At 37.4% G+C, this 17314-nt stretch carries 16 protein-coding genes; 2 read left to right on the forward strand and 14 right to left on the reverse strand.

The window, feature by feature from the left end; translation table 11 throughout:
* Nucleotides 1-10: 10 nt before the first annotated feature.
* Complete coding sequence (gene nirB, locus MMB68_RS17135) at nucleotides 11-2356, reverse strand: nitrite reductase large subunit NirB (RefSeq protein ID WP_277549212.1); 2346 nt, start codon at nucleotides 2354-2356, stop codon at nucleotides 11-13.
* Between the two features lie 348 nt (nucleotides 2357-2704).
* Between nirB and MMB68_RS17140 the strand changes: the two genes are divergently transcribed.
* Nucleotides 2705-3139, forward strand: coding sequence for a hypothetical protein (locus MMB68_RS17140; RefSeq protein ID WP_153254193.1), 435 nt, complete (start codon nucleotides 2705-2707; stop codon nucleotides 3137-3139).
* A 55-nt stretch (nucleotides 3140-3194) separates the two neighbouring features.
* On the opposite strand, the gene lrgB is transcribed toward MMB68_RS17140, so the two are convergent.
* The 12 genes from lrgB to MMB68_RS17200 all read right to left on the reverse strand — a co-directional run bounded on the left by lrgB (nucleotide 3195) and on the right by MMB68_RS17200 (nucleotide 14762).
* Nucleotides 3195-3875, reverse strand: coding sequence for an antiholin-like protein LrgB (gene lrgB, locus MMB68_RS17145; RefSeq protein WP_050689329.1), 681 nt, complete (start codon nucleotides 3873-3875; stop codon nucleotides 3195-3197).
* A 33-nt stretch (nucleotides 3876-3908) separates the two neighbouring features.
* The gene (gene lrgA, locus MMB68_RS17150) at nucleotides 3909-4343 is read right to left on the reverse strand and encodes an antiholin-like murein hydrolase modulator LrgA (RefSeq protein WP_028412310.1); all 435 of its coding nucleotides are present in this window, start codon (nucleotides 4341-4343) and stop codon (nucleotides 3909-3911) included.
* Nucleotides 4344-4505: 162 nt separating this feature from the next.
* Nucleotides 4506-5246, reverse strand: coding sequence for a LytR/AlgR family response regulator transcription factor (locus MMB68_RS17155; RefSeq protein ID WP_221785485.1), 741 nt, complete (start codon nucleotides 5244-5246; stop codon nucleotides 4506-4508).
* 1 nt (nucleotide 5247) lies between these two features.
* Entirely contained in the window at nucleotides 5248-6999 is a 1752-nt protein-coding gene (locus MMB68_RS17160) for a sensor histidine kinase (protein WP_221785486.1), read from the reverse strand.
* A 120-nt stretch (nucleotides 7000-7119) separates the two neighbouring features.
* Nucleotides 7120-8448 carry a 6-phospho-beta-glucosidase gene (locus MMB68_RS17165; RefSeq protein WP_221785487.1) on the reverse strand — a complete coding sequence of 443 codons (1329 nt, stop codon included), beginning with the start codon at nucleotides 8446-8448 and terminating at the stop codon, nucleotides 7120-7122.
* A complete protein-coding gene (locus tag MMB68_RS17170) occupies nucleotides 8445-8774 on the reverse strand; it encodes a PTS lactose/cellobiose transporter subunit IIA (RefSeq protein ID WP_221785488.1) in 330 nt (109 codons plus the stop codon). The genes MMB68_RS17165 and MMB68_RS17170 overlap by 4 nt, the downstream gene beginning before the upstream one ends.
* 13 nt (nucleotides 8775-8787) lie before the next feature.
* Nucleotides 8788-10146 carry a PTS cellobiose transporter subunit IIC gene (gene celB / locus MMB68_RS17175; protein WP_221785489.1) on the reverse strand — a complete coding sequence of 453 codons (1359 nt, stop codon included), beginning with the start codon at nucleotides 10144-10146 and terminating at the stop codon, nucleotides 8788-8790.
* Between the two features lie 13 nt (nucleotides 10147-10159).
* The gene (locus tag MMB68_RS17180) at nucleotides 10160-10465 is read right to left on the reverse strand and encodes a PTS sugar transporter subunit IIB (RefSeq protein ID WP_013055477.1); all 306 of its coding nucleotides are present in this window, start codon (nucleotides 10463-10465) and stop codon (nucleotides 10160-10162) included.
* Between the two features lie 160 nt (nucleotides 10466-10625).
* Nucleotides 10626-12575 carry a BglG family transcription antiterminator gene (locus MMB68_RS17185; protein WP_221785490.1) on the reverse strand — a complete coding sequence of 650 codons (1950 nt, stop codon included), beginning with the start codon at nucleotides 12573-12575 and terminating at the stop codon, nucleotides 10626-10628.
* Nucleotides 12576-12835: 260 nt separating this feature from the next.
* Complete coding sequence (locus tag MMB68_RS17190) at nucleotides 12836-13414, reverse strand: TetR/AcrR family transcriptional regulator (protein WP_221785491.1); 579 nt, start codon at nucleotides 13412-13414, stop codon at nucleotides 12836-12838.
* Between the two features lie 4 nt (nucleotides 13415-13418).
* Nucleotides 13419-14141, reverse strand: a complete 723-nt coding sequence (locus MMB68_RS17195; RefSeq protein ID WP_221785492.1) for an MBL fold metallo-hydrolase — start codon at nucleotides 14139-14141, stop codon at nucleotides 13419-13421.
* Nucleotides 14142-14423: 282 nt separating this feature from the next.
* Entirely contained in the window at nucleotides 14424-14762 is a 339-nt protein-coding gene (locus tag MMB68_RS17200; protein WP_045291863.1) for a YflT domain-containing protein, read from the reverse strand.
* 445 nt (nucleotides 14763-15207) lie between these two features.
* On the opposite strand from MMB68_RS17200, the gene MMB68_RS17205 reads away from it, so the two are divergent.
* Nucleotides 15208-16599 carry an amino acid permease gene (locus MMB68_RS17205; protein WP_221785493.1) on the forward strand — a complete coding sequence of 464 codons (1392 nt, stop codon included), beginning with the start codon at nucleotides 15208-15210 and terminating at the stop codon, nucleotides 16597-16599.
* A 32-nt stretch (nucleotides 16600-16631) separates the two neighbouring features.
* Here the strand turns inward: MMB68_RS17205 and MMB68_RS17210 are convergent, their stop codons facing one another.
* Nucleotides 16632-17261: a copper homeostasis protein CutC gene (locus MMB68_RS17210; RefSeq protein WP_221785494.1), complete on the reverse strand. Its 630-nt coding sequence runs from the start codon at nucleotides 17259-17261 to the stop codon at nucleotides 16632-16634.
* Between the last annotated feature and the right edge of the window lie 53 nt (nucleotides 17262-17314).

The raw sequence follows: 17314 nt of genomic DNA on the forward strand, positions 1-17314 counted from the left end.
CCCTTCTTTCCTATAATAAATATGTGATTGTACGAGAGCGTTCTGAGCTGAGCTGCTTCATTAAATACTCTCGATTGTCTACCTCAAACAAAACTTCTCTGACATGAACAATTCCCACTCGTTCGATCCAGGTCCCCACAGTTTCTAAATAGTTCCCCGTTTCACGGTAATATTGAATCAAAGAACAGCTGATTTCTACTGCTTCTTCGTTTGTTTCGGCCACATAAAACAGCTCGCCGCTTCTAGCTTCTGCGCTGCTTCCGCCGGCATATATTTCCCATCCTCTGTCTATTCTTCTTAATCCTATATCACTTGTTGTTACGCTCTCTGCAATGTGCGAACACGAAGCAATGCTGATTTTGATATCACATGGAGTCTTTACATATTCAAGCTGTTTATCTAATTCATTTGATAAAGCAAGAGCAGGTTCATACTGACAAATACACGTTCCTTTTCCTATATAAACAGATACATTTTTAACTGTACGTTCATATAGCTGCTGAAGTCCTCTATCTATTTCCTCCCTTACCAACGGAAGATATTCTTTTTTCACTCCAATGAATTGAATGCGCTGATCATTTGTTAAACGAATAGTAGAGATGTTGTACTTTTCAGCTACATTTGCTAGGTTTCTTAATTCCTGTACATTTGTCAGACCACCGTGAATTTGCGGTACCACTGAGTAAGTCCCGTCATGAAGCAGAACGGCCTGTTCATTCTCGGTAATAAATAAAGAATGTGGATCGTTTTCATGATGAGGATTCATCATTTCTAAATAGTAATGAAGACCGCCTTCACATAACGAGCAGCCTTTTATGTCTTCAAATTTTAACACTTCTCTCACTTGCTGAACCGTTTCAAATTGATATCGCTGCATCTCTCTTACCAGCTCATCTTCTGATAAGTGTGTACACGCACAAAAAGTCTTTTCTTCAATAACTTCATCAAACTCATCGCTTTGAATATATGTTAAAAGATCTGTTACAAGAGGTTTGCATCCTCCACATGAACCTGAAGCTTTTGTACAATTTTTTATTTCATCTACTGTCGTTAAATCATTTTTCTGGACAGCTTCAATAATAGCTCCTTTTGTTACACCGTTACAGTTGCATACGATATCTGGAAGTGACATGGAAGCTACTGCATTTTCTTTTTCATGTTGAGAAGGAAATAACTGTACTTTTTCTGCTTGCGATAAATCCTTTTTTTCACTAATCATTTTTGATAGCTTTACAGCATCACTGGTATCTCCAAAAAGAACAGCTCCCACTATTTTCCCTTCGCGAAAAACTACTTTTTTGTATATGCCATCTAGCATATTCGAAACCGTAATAGCTTTTGCACCTTGATTTTCCTTAAACTCTCCGACTGAGTACACGTCTATTCCTGATATTTTCAGCTGAGTGGAAAGAACAGAACCTTGATAACCTTCGCTTTTTATTTGGCAAAGAGTGCGGGCTAAAACTTTTCCTTGTTCGTAAAGAGGCGCAACAAGACCGTATGTCATCCCTCGATGTTCAGCGCATTCACCTACTGCATAGATATCTGGAATGCTCGTTTCCAAATAATCGTTTACGATAATTGCTCTATTTGTTTCTATTCCGCTTTTTTTAGCTAAATTAACATTGGGCCTTACCCCTGTAGCCATTACAACTAAATCAGCTGCAATTTTACTGTTATCATCAAACCGGATGCCTCCTACTCGGCTTTCCCCTATAACCTCATCCGTACGTTTGTTTAATAGAAAACTCATGCCTTGCTGTTCCAATTCTTCTCTTAACATATTAGATGCTGCTTTGTCTAACTGTCGTTCCATTAAGAAACCCGAATGGTGAATAACTTGAACATCCATTCCTAAATTCAATAGCCCTCTAGCAGCTTCCAGTCCTAACAGGCCGCCTCCAATAACCGCTGCTTTTTTATACTGTTTGGAAATTTCAATCATTTTTTGACAGTCTTCAATGGTACGAAAACCGAGAACACCTTCTTTTTCAAGCCCTTTAACGGGGAGCATATACGGGCTCGAACCAGTAGCAATAATAAGCTTGTCGTACCTCGTCTCTCTGTTTTTATCTGTTTTTATTATTTTTCTCTTGGTGTCTATGTGCGTAACGCTTTCTCCTTTAAATAAAGTGATATTATTTTCCTTGTACCATGCCAAAGAATGAATATTGATATCTTCAAGCTTTGTACTGCCTTGTAAAACGGTTGATAATAAAATTCGATTATAGTTAACGTGAGGCTCACTTCCAAAAACAGTAATATCAAAACAATCTGGAGAATGAATAAGAATTTCTTCGATACAGCGCATTCCCGCCATTCCATTTCCAATTAATATCAGCTTTTGTTTCGTCATATAAAAACCTCCAACACATAGATTCAGACCGTAAAATATACATTTTTTATTATTTCATAAACTTCTCTAAAAGAAATGAACCTTGTTATAACTTCTAACATTAAAATCTGTTTAAAGCGTAGGAGTACGCCGATAGCATTCGTTGAAAGCAAGCTTTTATATAGAAGATTAATATGCTTTAAAAATGGGTAGAAAAAAGGATGCTGTGCTTATATCACCTTTCCCTACGCCTTATAAGTAATCTATATAAAATTTTGTTATCTTCTTTTTGCCTACTATTTATTTATTTTGAAATCAATTATGATAAAAGTATGATAAAAGAAAGAGTCTGAATTGGAGGTTTAAAACATGTCAATAACCGTTCACGCCACTCAGTGGATTCATTTTCAAATTAAATTGTATAACCTTCATTCCAAAACGAGATCGCTTAAAGATCAAAAACTAGAACTACCTCTGCCAGAATTCCATCAAAACCTGATCATATTTACATCAGCAGCTCATCATGGCCTTACGTTTGGATATCAAGCCATTCAATGGGATACACCCTATACTTCCTTTCCGATTTACATAGAGCATCAGTCTATTCCATGGTCCACTTTAGAACAACGTTCCCACAAGAAAATAACTGAACATATTACAGCTATTTTCTTAGAGACAATGTTTTATAGACAAAGTCAATTCAAACAATGTCAATTTTGTTTTGAATTTATCATTCCTGAGAGTCTTTTTGACCATACAACCTGTCAAAACTGCGCATCACGACATTTTGGAGTGGTGTATTAATTAACAAACAAAAGCCTGAAGGAGTCAGAAAATCTCTGACTCCTTCAGGCTTTTGTTACATGACTAGCTGAACAAAAAGTGGAATAACGGCAACTGTGACGACGCCTACAATAACAACTGCAATACTTGCCATGGCTGCCTCTACTTCTCCCATTTCAATCCCTACGGCTACTCCTAGCGCATGTCCAGAAGTTCCAAGAGCTAATCCTTTTGAAATTGGATTCTTCACCTTGAATACTTTTAAAAATAAAGCGCCCAGCGCATATACGATGACTGCATTAAAAATAACAGCAAAGGAAGTAATAGCAGGAATACCTCCAATATCTTGAGACAATGGCAGCGCAATCGCTGTTGTAGCTGCTTGTGGAAGCATTGATTTCATCACGACTTCATCCATATGAATACCTTTCGCAATCGCAAAAATAATCGCCACTGAACAAATTGATCCTACCGCAATAGAAGAAAGGATTTGCCACCAGTACTTTTTTAATTTATCAGCTTGTTTATATAAAGGGATGGCAAAAGCAATCGTTGCTGGTTCTAAAAAGAAGCTGATAATTTTTCCGCCGCTACTGTATTCCTCATAAGAAAAGTGTCCAATTTTCAAAAAAGCAATCCCGAGTACCATTGCCACAAATAAAGGAGTAAATAAGAAAAACCCTTTTGACTTTTTAAATAAATACGTTCCAATACCGTACGCAGCTAAAGAAACCACGATTCCAAAATACGGATTCATCTTTCCAACCACCTTGTCTCTTTATAATTAATATTAAGCAATGCCCTGTTTTTTTGTTTTTTCACTCATATCTACATCTTTTATTTCTTCTTTTGCTTTATTATCTTTTGTCATGCCAAGTATAAGCTGTGAAAATAAGCCTGTAACGCCTAACAAAATAATCGTTGCCACGATGATAACTAAACAAATTTGAATGCCGTACTGCTGCATAACACCTAATGAATTCATAACAGAAATACCTGCTGGTACAAATAAAAATCCGATCAAAGAAGTTAAAGCCGTTCCCAGTGATTCAACTTGCTCTAGTTTAATAATCTTCAAGCAGAGTGCAAGAAATAACAGCACAAGCCCAATGACTGAAGCAGGCATTGGAAAAGGCAAATGCTCTGCAATAAAATCTGAAATCAACATAATTACGGAAAAAATAAATGCTTGTGTTAAAAAGCCATACACTTTTTTAGCACTCATTTCTTTCACCTCTCTCTGTTTGTTGACTTCATTATATAAAATGAAAACACATTAGAAAGCGTTTTCAAATCAAAGAGTCGAATATTTGTGCTCACTTACAAAAATCGAGCCTTGAAATGCAAAAAACAGCCTGCTAAAATGCATACGCAAGCTGCTTTTTCCTTAAATTCCTAAACGCTTCTTCAATTCTTTAGCATATGTACGGCTGACAGGAACTCGCTCATCGTTTTTCATCACTAAATTATATGTAGAATTAAACCATGGCTGTACCTCGGAAATATGATGTACGTTGACGATATAACCACGGTGCACACGAATAAACGACTGAGAAGGGAGCTTTTTTTCTAGCATAGCCAGCGTATCAGCAGTATGATAGGATTCGGTTATAGTCTGAATGGTGACTTCTCCTTCTATTAACCCTACAAACAAGATGTCCTCTATATTTACTAACACAATCGAATCGTCTACAGAAATCGCTAACTTTCCAGTTTGAGAAGAAGACTCTCCTATCAATTCTTCTTCTTTCAAAGCAGGATGAGGAACACGCATTTTTTTATATTTATGAATGGCCTGCACCACTCTTTCTTCATCAAAAGGCTTCAAAATGTAATCAATTGCATCTACTTCAAAGGCTTGTAAAGCGTACTGATCGTACGCAGTTGCAAATATAATAGCTGGCGGATTTTTCATTTTTTTAAGCCTTTTAGCAATATCAAAACCGCTGTCATCTGACAATTGTATATCTAAAAATAATAAATCCGGCTTTTCATCCATCATTTTATCCAACGCCTCTTCGATACTTTCAGCTTCTTCAATTAAGTCTACTTCTTTCGTTCGATGTAATAAATATTTTAATTCATCTCGCGCTAACATTTCATCATCTACTATTAGTACCCGCAGCATATTACATACCCTCGCTTTTTAATTCAATTGGTATAACAAACGAAACCGCTGTTCCTTCTGTTACGTCAAACTCCAGCTTTGTTTCTTTTCCAAACAATCCATGCAAACGTTGTTTAATATTGTAAAGAGCCGTCCCCGTTCCTTTTTCTGAAAAAACGGGCTGATTGCCAAGCATTTGCAATCGTTTTGCGTCTATACCTTGTCCGTTGTCTTTTACCTTTACGTATACATATTTATCTTTTGTCTCAATATAAACTTCTACACGACAGTGCTTTTGTTTACGCGGAAATGCGTGACGAATGGCATTTTCCACAAGCACTTGAAGAATAAACGGGGGAAGCAAGACATCATCTAGTCCTTCTTCAATATACATGTCAATTTCGTATTTATTAGGGAACCTGGCTTGTTCAAGCGATAAGTATGCGTGAACATGATCAAGCTCTTTTGATAACGGAATCAACAGCTGCCTTGCACCTTGCAAATTAGAACGAAAATAAACGCTTAGCTGCAAAAGCAGCTTTCTGGCTTTTTCTACGTCCTGTCTGCACAGCGCCGATATCGTATTAATGGCATTAAATAAAAAGTGAGGATTCACCTGTGCCTGTAAAGCTTTAATCTCCGCATCTTTTAGTAATTTACTTCGAAGCTCCGCTTCGCCGAGCTCCAGCTGAGTTGAAAATAGTTTAGCCAGTCCTTCTGCCAGCTCTTCCTCTACCCGACTTAACCCGCTTGCATCTTTAAAATACATTTTTAATGTTCCGATTGTGGTACCGTGAGAAGTGAGCGGCATCACAATGGCAGCATGAAGCGGGCAGTCTTTATGCTGACAATCAATTTGTTCTCTCGATTTTGCTTTCATAATTTTTCCTGTCTTCAGTACTTCGTGAGACAGCCCGGTAATTAAACTATGCGAAGGAACGTGATGATCAATTCCTTCCCCTACATGAGCTAAAATTTTGTGCGTATCAGTTAGCGAAACAGCATCCGTACCTGTGAAGCGATGAATAATATTTGCAACATTTTCACATGATTCACTAGTAAGACCTTGACGAAAATGTGGAAGCGTTTGATCCGCGATTAATAATACTTTGTGTGTCTGAAGCGCTCTCATTTGTTCCTCTTGCCGTAAAATGGACTGAATAATAGATAAGAAAATATAGCTTCCCGTTCCATTTACAATAATCATTGGAATAGCAATAATACTCACTAGTGTCCATGCCGAATCAAACGGTTTAGCAAATAATAAAATAATCAGCATCTGAAGCGTTTCCATCGCTATGCCTACAAGTGCAGCAAAGCGCGGTGTAATCGTTCGATGTTTTTTCCGGTAGGCATAGCCGATATATCCAGTTAACACTCCTGCTAAAACGGACGAAACTGCACAGCTAAATGCCGTACTCCCTCCTAACATAAAGCGATGAACACCAGCAAGTAGTCCTACTCCTAAACCGACAAAAGGACCGCCAAGCAGACCGCCCATTTCTACACCCATAATTCGCGTATTTGCAATCGAGCTTGATGGATCTACTTTTAATAATAAGTCTTCATTTCGAATAATGGTTCCTTGAATTTCAATTCCCGTGTAGTTGCTAATAATGCTAAAAAGAGAAAAAATAAAAATAAGTACAGCTTTTCCTTTATACCCTTGCTGTTTGCGGAGAAATTGCCGAAAAACTTTTGTATGTGCCAGCAAAAAACCTAAAATGACAATAACTCCGACTCGTTCTACCATCATAATTAATAAGTGAATCATTTTTAGCCACCCTTTGCTGTCTGTTTCTATTTTATATTGTTACACTGATGGTGGCAGAAATCTAGCTTTACACATATAAAAAAGCTGTTCGAATACGTACTGTATTCGAACAGCTTGACTTTAAGCTTGAACCGTTTTAAAAAATTGAGGCAAGTAATCTTTATGAGCTTCTAGCATCTCATCGACAATTTGCTTAGCTAGTTTATCAGAAGCCACAAGAGGATTAATAGTTAATGCTAAAATAGCTTTGTCATAATCTCCTGTCACTGCTGCTTCAGCAGCAATCCGTTCAAATGACTTAATTGTTTGAACAAGACCTCTGACAGGTACAGGAAGGTCGCCGACTGAAATTGGTTTTGGACCATCTTTTGTAATGATACAGCTTACTTCTACGGCAGAATCAGCTGGAATGCTTGCTATAGCACCATTATTGATAGTATTTACAGGCTGAATATCACCTTTATCCGTGTAAATGGATGTAATCAGTCGAACGGCTGCATCACTATAATAAGCGCCGCCGCGCTGTTCTAATTGAGGAGGTTTAATGTCTAGATTAGGATCTTTATACAGTTCGAACAGCTCTTTTTCCAACTGTTTTACGACTTCTGCTCTCGTTTCACCTTTTTCATAATTAACAAGCTCTTTTTCTACCATTTCACGCGTTTTGTAATAGTACATGTGATATGGACACGTTAACGCATTTAGCGCTTTTGTGAATTCTGGCTCCCATCCAAGTCCTGCTACATTTTTCACAAAGCTGCTGTTAGTTGGATCACTCAATAAATCAATAACTTGATCTTTGACACTTACACCATCTACATATACATCTAATCCGTAGACCATGTGATTTAAACCAGCAAAATCAATTCGAATGCGAGAGTGGTCTACATCAAGCAGCTTAGCAATCCCCATTTCCATTCCGATTGGCACATTACAAAGTCCTACAATCTTTTTAATGTTACTATAGCGAAGCACAGCTTCTGTTACCATGCCAGCAGGATTTGTGAAGTTAATCAGCCAAGCTTCTGGACATAACTCTTCAATGTCACGGCAGATATCTAAAATAACGGGAATGGTGCGAAGTCCTTTAAATAATCCTCCCGGTCCGTTTGTTTCTTGACCAAGCACCCCGTATTTAAGCGGGATTCTTTCATCTTTCGCTCGTGCATCTAACAAGCCAACGCGAAATTGAGTTGTTACGAAATCCGCATCTTTTAGTGCTTCTCTTCGATTTAACGTTAAATGAACCTCGATTGGCAAACCTGATTTTTTCACCATTCTCTTCGCTAAATTTCCAACAATCTCTAATTTTTCTTTTCCTTCTTCCACGTCTACTAGCCACAGTTCTCGAACTGGAAGTTCATCATATCGTTTAATAAAACCTTCTATTAGTTCAGGCGTATAGCTTGAACCTCCGCCAATCGTTACAATTTTAATACCTTTTGTCATAATGTAATCCCCCCAGAAATTTTGATTGCTTCATATAAATCTACAAATTCAGTAGCCATTTCTTTTACCGTCATCGCATTCATTAAATGATCTTGAGCATGAATCATGAGCAGAGAAATTTCTGTGCTATCCCCTCTAATTTCTCCTTGAATTAACGACGTTTGGATATGATGAGCAGCATTTAATTCTTCTGCAGCCTGTGTAAGCTTTTCACGCGCTTCTGAAAAATTTCCGCTTTTGGCAGCCGCTATCGCTTCCATTGCTGAACTTCTGCCGTTTCCACCGTGTAAGATTAATTTAAAAATATATTCTTGAATGCTTTCCATCCTTTATCCCTCCTCACACAATATCTTTCTTTGTATCACTTGGTACCCCTTCAGCTGCAGGCTGTATACCGTTCTCTTCAGTGAATTTTTGTTTATCCCACATTCTAAAGAAAGGATAGTAGATGCAAACAGAGATTCCAATGTTAATAGCTTGCATAACTGCACCCGATAATTTCCCTCCTGTTGCCAGATAGCCAGAAATAATCGGAGGCATAGTCCAAGGAACGGCAATACCTGCTGGTTTTGCTACCAGTCCTGTCGACATGGCAATATAGGTTGCTACTACCGTCACAAGAGGGGTAATAATAAACGGAATAAGCATCATTGGATTCATCACCATCGGAAGTCCAAAGATGATTGGCTCATTGATATTAAAAAGAGCTGGCCCTATTCCTAATTTACCAAGCTGCTTCATTTGTTGACTGCGCGCTTTTAAAATCATCGCAACGACTAAAGCTAACGTTGCTCCGCTGCCTCCGATATTAATCCAAATATCAAAGAACTGCTGTGTAAAAATATTTGGTAATGCTTCATGGTTAGCAAAAGCAATTCGGTTTTCATCCATAGCTCCATACCAAATGGGAGCCATAATTCCACCCACAATATTCGCTCCATGAAGTCCACATGACCACATGAGCATAATAATAAGCTCGGCAACTAGCGTACCACCTAAACTGCCGCCTAGCACACCTAAAGGCTTTCCAAGCAATTCTCCAACAATATTGTGAAGACTTCCAAAATGAGTTTGTTCTACTAACAAACGTAAAATCCAAATAAATGCTATTACCGTAAACCCAGGAATAAGAGCAGCAAACGATTTTCCAACAGCAGGAGGAACTCCATCAGGCATCTTGATGATAATGTCTTTTTGAATAAACCATCTGTAGATCTCGGTAGAGAGAATCGCAACAATCATCGCTACAAAAAGCCCTTTACTTCCCATTAAAGCGGTTGGAATTCCGCCGTCTACTAAAATAGCTTCTTTGGCTCCACTTGGGAGAAAGGACACTTTATACGGAGTAGCAAGTAAAAAAGCAGCAAGTGAAATAGCCCCTGCGGACAAAGCATCTACTCCGTATTTTTCAGCTAGCCGATAGGCTATTCCAAAACAAGCAAGCAACGCCATAATATCGAATGTAGCTCCAACTGGATAGGCCATTTTCGTTGCCCATTCTTTTCCGAAAATCCCTGCCATAAAGTCGTTGTAGCCTGGTATCGGTAAATTCGACAGTATTAAAAATACTGAACCGATAATAATGAGCGGCATTGTCAGAACAATACCGTCTCGAAGTGCTTGTAAATGGCGTTGACCCGCCATTTTCCCCGCGATAGGCATTACTTTGCTTTCAAGCATACTATTAAATTTGCTCATGTAGTCCACACTCCTATTTTGAAACTAGTTGAACTGCAAATTTTAACACTTGTTCTCCATTACACGTTCCGTAGTGAACAGGATTTATAACGTCAACTGGCACTCCTTTTTCTTCACCTAGCTTCTTAAGCTGCGGCAATAAGTAGCGCACTTGAGGTCCTAATAAAAGTACATCCGCTTGATCAATATGGTTGCGAACAGAGTCACCAGGAACCGCCCAAATTTTATACTCCGTGCTTTGCTCCTGAGCGCTCTTTTCCATTTTTGTTACTAGTAAACTTGTAGACATTCCAGCTGCACAACATAATAGAATATTCATTTGTCATTCCCCCGTTTTTTTATTTTGCTATCTGTTTTGTTGATAGTTTTATCTTAAAATAAAAGCGCTTACATTTATACACAACCTTTTTCCGCTACTAACGGAAAAATTATGTTTGAACATTCAGATAAAAAAGAAGTCCCTCTCTCAGACTTCTTTTTTATCTAATATTTTTCATAAACACCTCGACAAATTCCTCATAATCCTTGCACTTTACTAAGCGCTGCACGACCTGCTTATCATCTACAACGCGGACTAACAAACTGTACATCTTCTGCAAATCGCCTTGATTATTCGCTTTTACACTTAAAAGGCAAATAAATTGTACGAGGTTTCCTTCCCACATAATCGGTTTTTTCAACGTGCAAATGGCCCAAAACGTCGTATCCGTTTGAGGAACCATAGGATGAGGAATCGCAACGAGATTGCCAAAACTTGTTGGTGATGCAGCTTCTCTTTCAAAAACAGATTCTATAAATTGAGAAGGAACTAGTCCTAGATGAGTTAATTTCTCTCCTAAAAAATGAAGTACTTCTTCTCTCGTTTGAAATTCTTGCTGCAAATATACTAATTCTTTTTTTGTGTATTCTAAGGAAGGCTGCTGTTTGTTCTTCATTAAACAATCAATTTTTTTAAAATCACTGTTTCCTAGAATCGTACTTACTTGTACTACAGGAACAGGAAGATGATCTGGAATTGGAATGGTACTAACAATAAAATCTATAGAGTGCAGCGACATTTGGTGAAGCTTATAATACTGCGTTGTTCCTAAAATAGTCAGATTTAATCCAAAAGTAGCCTGCAGCTTATATGATAATAGCTTGGCACTCCCTACTCCCGATGCGCATACAATCAAACAGCGCTTAGGTTGATTGATAATTTTCCGACGTTCAATGGCCCCTCCAATATGTAAAGCTAAATAGCCAATTTCCGTTTCATGCATGTCGATTTCAAGGCGATTTTTCAAAACCTTCCCAGCTATAATCCCAGCTTCAAAAGCCAGAGGATAATGACTCTTAATTCCTTCAAGCATCGGGTTTCGCAGATTCATTCCATATTTATAGCGATTGATAGCCGGTTTCAAATGCAAGCTCATGCCAAGGATCAGCTCTGAATCTTCACTAATTCCTAAATGAAGCTCTTTTTCAATTGCTTCTAATATAGCTGCAGTTAATTCATAGATATTTGTGTCAATAAACTGCTTCACTTCTTTTTCTTCATGATTACTATTGTTGAGCATTTTTGTACCTAACAAATGAATGGCGATATATGCCGTTTCTGACTTCGGAAAACGAATCTTGAATGCATTTTCAATCTCTCGCACAATTTCAGCTGCCACTTCATATTCTTTATGCTCCATAATCTCAAGTAGATCTTCTGAATACAAAGAGATAAAATTTTCTTCTTGTATTCGCTTACAAGCTATCGCTAAATGAATGATTAAGTTGTTTAATCCAATGTCTGAAACCATAATATTGTATCGTTTTATTTGATTTAAAATGTGGGCTTTAATCGTTAAGATTGATTCTTGGGGCAGGATAGATATTTTATTGTATACCATATCTATTTCTTTATCTTTTCGGTTGAATATGTACTCAGACATACAGAATCTCATTTTCATTTCGTCTCCTTTAGCTTTCAAGCCATAGTTAGGACGTTTTTCTAAAAGAATATCATATTTACACAGCTGTTTTTTAACATCTCTTAAATCGTTTTGAACCGTTGACTTGCTAATATACAACTCGTCTGCTAAATCTTCGAGCTTCAAATATTCGTCTGCTAGCAGCAACCTTTTGATTAAATAATGCACGCGGTCATCAGGAACGGTTGGAATAGAAGTTGCATCAAATAATTGATTAGCCGAAAGTTCTTTTAATAGATGATGGAACTGTTTTTCATCTAAAACGCTAAGTTCATATCCTGTCCCACGAGCTGATTTAATTTTAGCTCCGTACTGAGACAAAATGTCATCTAGCTGTTTTATATCCGTTCGAATAGTTCGAGAAGATACTTGATTTACTGTTGCTAAATATTCACTCGTAACGGTTGATAGTGTAGACTGTACGGACATTAGTTCTCTTAATATGACGATCATTCTTGAATTAAGCATGTTTGCTTCTCTCCATTCTCAGAAGATTTCTCCCTTATAAAATAAATGAAAAGGGCTGGTTATTTTAAACAAAAACAAAAAATACCTAAACAGCAACAAACAGAAACTACCTTTTTCTGTCCTTGCAGCTTAGGTTTTGCCTGCTTCATCAGTAACAACCCTAAAACAATAGGAATAAATGTCTTTATTTGTAATCTATCATTCTTTCTCTTTTTTTTCAATTTCAACTAAAGCATTAGGCTTAGTGGCATTAATGAAATTTATGTGGTCTGTTTATACCGGTGTAGCCCCAATGCAAACGTACGGATTAAAAAGTCTAGCGTCTCATCAGTGCTTAATGACATTCCAAATCCCCTTTTCTGCTCCAAAGAAGAAAACCCATGTAAAATACTACGAAGACTTCTAACAGCATGAAGGGCTTCATTTTCCGGAAGCTGATACGGTTTCAACACATCTAGCACTAAAAACAAAATGTTATCAGATGCTTTTTGTACTTCTTCATCCTGTATCCTTGGTGCTACCGTTGCCGTTGCTTCGTATATTCCCGGAGACTTTCTTACAAATGAAACGTACGCTTTACTTAGATGATAAACAGCGTCTTCTGCGGAAGCATGTTCAACAGTACTTTTTAAAAGATGATATAGCTGCTGCAGTCCACTTAAAGCCAGTTCTTTGCGCAGCTCTTCTAATCCTTTTATATGGTTATATAAAGACGGTGGACGAACATTTAGTTCTTTTGCTAATGAAGCAATTGTAACAGCATAAAATCCTTCACGATTGGCCAAATTTTCACCTGTTTGAATAACCTTTTTGAAATCTAGTCCTTGTCGTGGCGACATCCCTTCATCTCCTTTTTTCTATTTTTACTTTCGCTTGTTGTATTGCTTTTTCCATCAATTTTAGCGGCTGAGAAAGAATTTTTCCGTGTCCAACAGCAAGAAGTGACGGGTTTAGTTCATGTAGCTTTTCTGCACTTTTAAGCGCTAGCTCTTTGCTCCACGTTCCAAAGGCAGGAAACGGAAACAGCGGTTTTAACTGACCTGATACCGCAATTCCTCCTCGCACTTGGAACGAATCTCCGGCAATTAATGCGTTCGTTCTCTGGTCTAAAAAAGACATAGATCCAGGTGTATGTCCAGGTGTAAAAATAGGAGCAAGTGAGCCTATATAAGAATCTTCTTCGATGAAATGATCAATTTTAGTTGAAACCTTTCCTAGTTTTGGTATTCCTCCACGGATTGGATTTTGAGGTTCTTCAGAATCGAGTGTGAAATCTCCTGAAAATAATCGATAATCTCTTTGCGACATATAAACAGAAGCATTCGGCAAACTTTTTTTCAAATTATCAATCGCTCCGATGTGATCTTCATGAGTATGTGTAAAAACAATTCGAGTAATCGGTTTTCCAATTTGATCTGCAGCTTTCAAAATACCCGACGCGCTGTAAGGAAGAGCTGCATCAATTAATGTAAGACTGTCTTTCTCTTCGACTAAATAACAATTCACTGGAAAAAAGCGAGGCAAAAACGTCAGTTGATACAACATTTTCTCACGAACTATTCTCATTTCCTCATCCCCTATTATCAAAATTAAAACTAATGGTATTAGTTTTAATTTTAACTAATATCATTAGTTTTATCAATCATATATTGGAAAAAACAAAAAAGTGTGAGACATAACGAAATCATTTAAATCTAAAGACGAACAAATGGGATAAAGAAGCTCGTATAGATCACTTGTTACACCGTCCCCACAAAAAAATCCGAACGCGTTTGATTCTCTATCAAGAATCAAACGCGTTCGGATCTTCCTTTAACTAAACTACTTTTTTCATAGCCTCTATTAAACTTAAACGTCTTTTCTTTCCCCAGTAGCAGCCACTACAATCGCACTGCCTTTCTTTAACTCTTCTTCATATTTTTTTGTTTCGTCTTTTGATAAGCCTAGTGAAGCCATTTTTGTTCGAAGCTCATCTTCTCTTGTTAAAAATAAACTCGCTGCTGAATGCAAAGGACCTTCTTCAGACAGTCGAATAATATTTGTGTCCGTTACTTCTGTTAAATTTTTAGAGTTTTCCTTGTCATAGGTAAACACGTATACTTCATTTTTCTCAAAACCTTTATCTGCAAATTGATTAACTGCTTCGTTAATGTTTGCTCCTTTTTCTACTACTTCAACATGTTTCATTATTTATAACCTCCTGTTTCTATCGCACATCTTTCTTTTATACTTAGCAAAAGAATAAACTTCTTACTACTATATATACCCGTTTTCAGAAAGGAAAACCCGCATTTAGCGCTTTACAGAGAGTTTGAATATTATTCCACATTATTCTTTAATAGGATGTATACCTCTTTTGATTAACGTATCTAAAACAATCATTCAGCTTATTTTCAGCTACCATTCATAAAAAATTCATCTGCATTACTTATTATAATAAAGAAAAAAGACACTAATCAGGTACTTTATACGCATAATGAATGTCTGTGTCAGAGTAAGCCGGGTATGAATGCAACCATTCATATCCGCTTTTTGTATGAAAGAACTTCTAACAACATCCTGTCCATACGTCTTACAACATACTATAATTCTTCATATTAACTAAAAATTCAGATTATATAGGAGGTTACAAATGAACAGCCATCCACAGCCACAGTTAAAAAAAGAGTTAAAGATCCGGCATATCACCATGATTTCTCTTGGAGGAATTATCGGGGCTGGATTGTTTATCGGAAGCGGATCACTCATTAACACCGCTGGACCGGGATCTATTTTTTCGTACGCATTTGCTGGCTTGCTCGTTATTTTAGTCATGCGAATGCTTGGCGAAATGTCTACTGCAAATCCTTCCAGCGGTTCTTTTTCCACTTATGCAAAAGAGGCATTAGGCCCTTGGGCCGGCTACACGATTGGCTGGCTCTATTGGTTTTTCTGGGTTATCGTTATTGCTGTTGAAGCCATTGCAGGTGCAAATATTATTCAATACTGGTTCCCGTCTTTGCCGTCTTGGGGAGTAAGCTTGGCTCTTACTTTTTTATTAACGATGACCAATCTGTACTCCGTTAAATCTTTCGGAGAATTTGAATATTGGTTTTCCCTCATTAAAGTCGTCAGTATCGTTCTTTTTTTACTTTTAGGTATAGCTATTATTTGTGGATTCATTCCAGGAATTGATTCTCCCGGCACTTCCAACCTTTTGCACAAAGGCGGCTTTTTACCGAATGGAATTAGCTCTGTATTTTTAGGAATTGCCCTTGTCATGTTCTCCTTTATGGGAACAGAAATTGTTGCAACCGCGGCAGGTGAATCTTCTCAACCTGAAAAAGCCATTACCATCGCGACCAATACCGTTATTTATCGTATTTTATTTTTCTATTTAGGATCTATCTTTATTTTAGTAACCGTTCTTCCGTGGAATTCATCAAGCCTAATGAAAAGCCCATTTGTCTCTATTCTTGAATTAGTGAATGTACCGGCCGCAGCTCAAATTATGAACTTTATTATTTTAACAGCCGTTCTTTCCTGTCTGAATTCTGGTCTGTATACAAGTTCTCGCATGCTGTTTTCCATGTCTCAAAACGGTGATGCGCCAAGAAGCTTTTCAAAATTAAACAAAAAAGGCGTGCCGGTTAGTGCGATATTAGCATGTACAGTTATCTCGTACGTTAGCGTTATCTTTAACTACATTTCACCGGACAAAATCTTTTTGTTTTTAGTGAATGCATCAGGCGGCGTAGCGCTTCTTGTCTATCTTGTTATTGCATTTTCACAGATTAAAATGAGAAAAAAATATGAAAAAGAAAATCCCGAAGCATTAAAAATTAAAATGTGGTTATTTCCTTACTTAACTTACGCTACAATCCTTGCCATCACGAGTATTTTTATTGCTATGGCATTTATTGATTCATTACGTTCTCAGTTCTTCTTAACTCTTTTAATTGCTGTACTCGTCGTAGGTTCTTTTTTCTTTCAGCGTACCAAAATGACGAGCGGCTTAGCAGCAAAAGAAAATACATCAAAATAAAAAAGCTGTTCCTTTTGGAACAGCTTTTTTATTTAACGAGATAAATCTCCTACAATTTTTGTTCCGTGTAATTCAGCTGCTTTTGTTTCTTTCATAACCCGCTCTGCGTTGCCTTCATGAATTCCTCCGCCGGGCAAAATAATAATACGTTCATTAGCATATGTGATCAATTCTCGGAGCATATGCAGATTTTGCAAAGCAGATCCTTTCCCTCCTTTGGTCAAAATACGGTCTGCTCCCAATTCGATGAGTATATCAATGGCTTTGTATTTATCTTTAATCTCATCAAATGCCATATGAAATGTAATGCTTAAAGGACGAGCTTCTGCTATTAACTCTTTAGTGCGTCCGCAATCGATTTCAGCTTCTTCTGTTAAAATGCCGAATACTACTCCGTTTACTCCAAGGTCTTTACATGTTTTAACGTCTTTTTTCATAATTTGATATTCTGCTTCAGAATATACAAAACCACCAATTCTTGGACGAATAATCACGTTGATATCTGTATCAAGATGTTCGCTTGCATATTGAATGGTGCCGTAACTTGGCGTAGTGCCTCCTTGACTGAGATTGTCACATAATTCAATGCGGTCTGCTCCTAGCTTTTCTGCTTTTTTTGCCTGCTCATACCCTTCTACACACGCTTCTTTTATGTACTTCATACTCTCAACTCCTTTATTGTCTCTATAAATAAAGCCCATCTTTAAAAAGATGG

This window comes from Priestia sp. Y58 (assembly GCF_029522095.1).
GTDB classification, from domain to species: Bacteria; Bacillota; Bacilli; order Bacillales; family Bacillaceae_H; genus Priestia; species Priestia megaterium_E.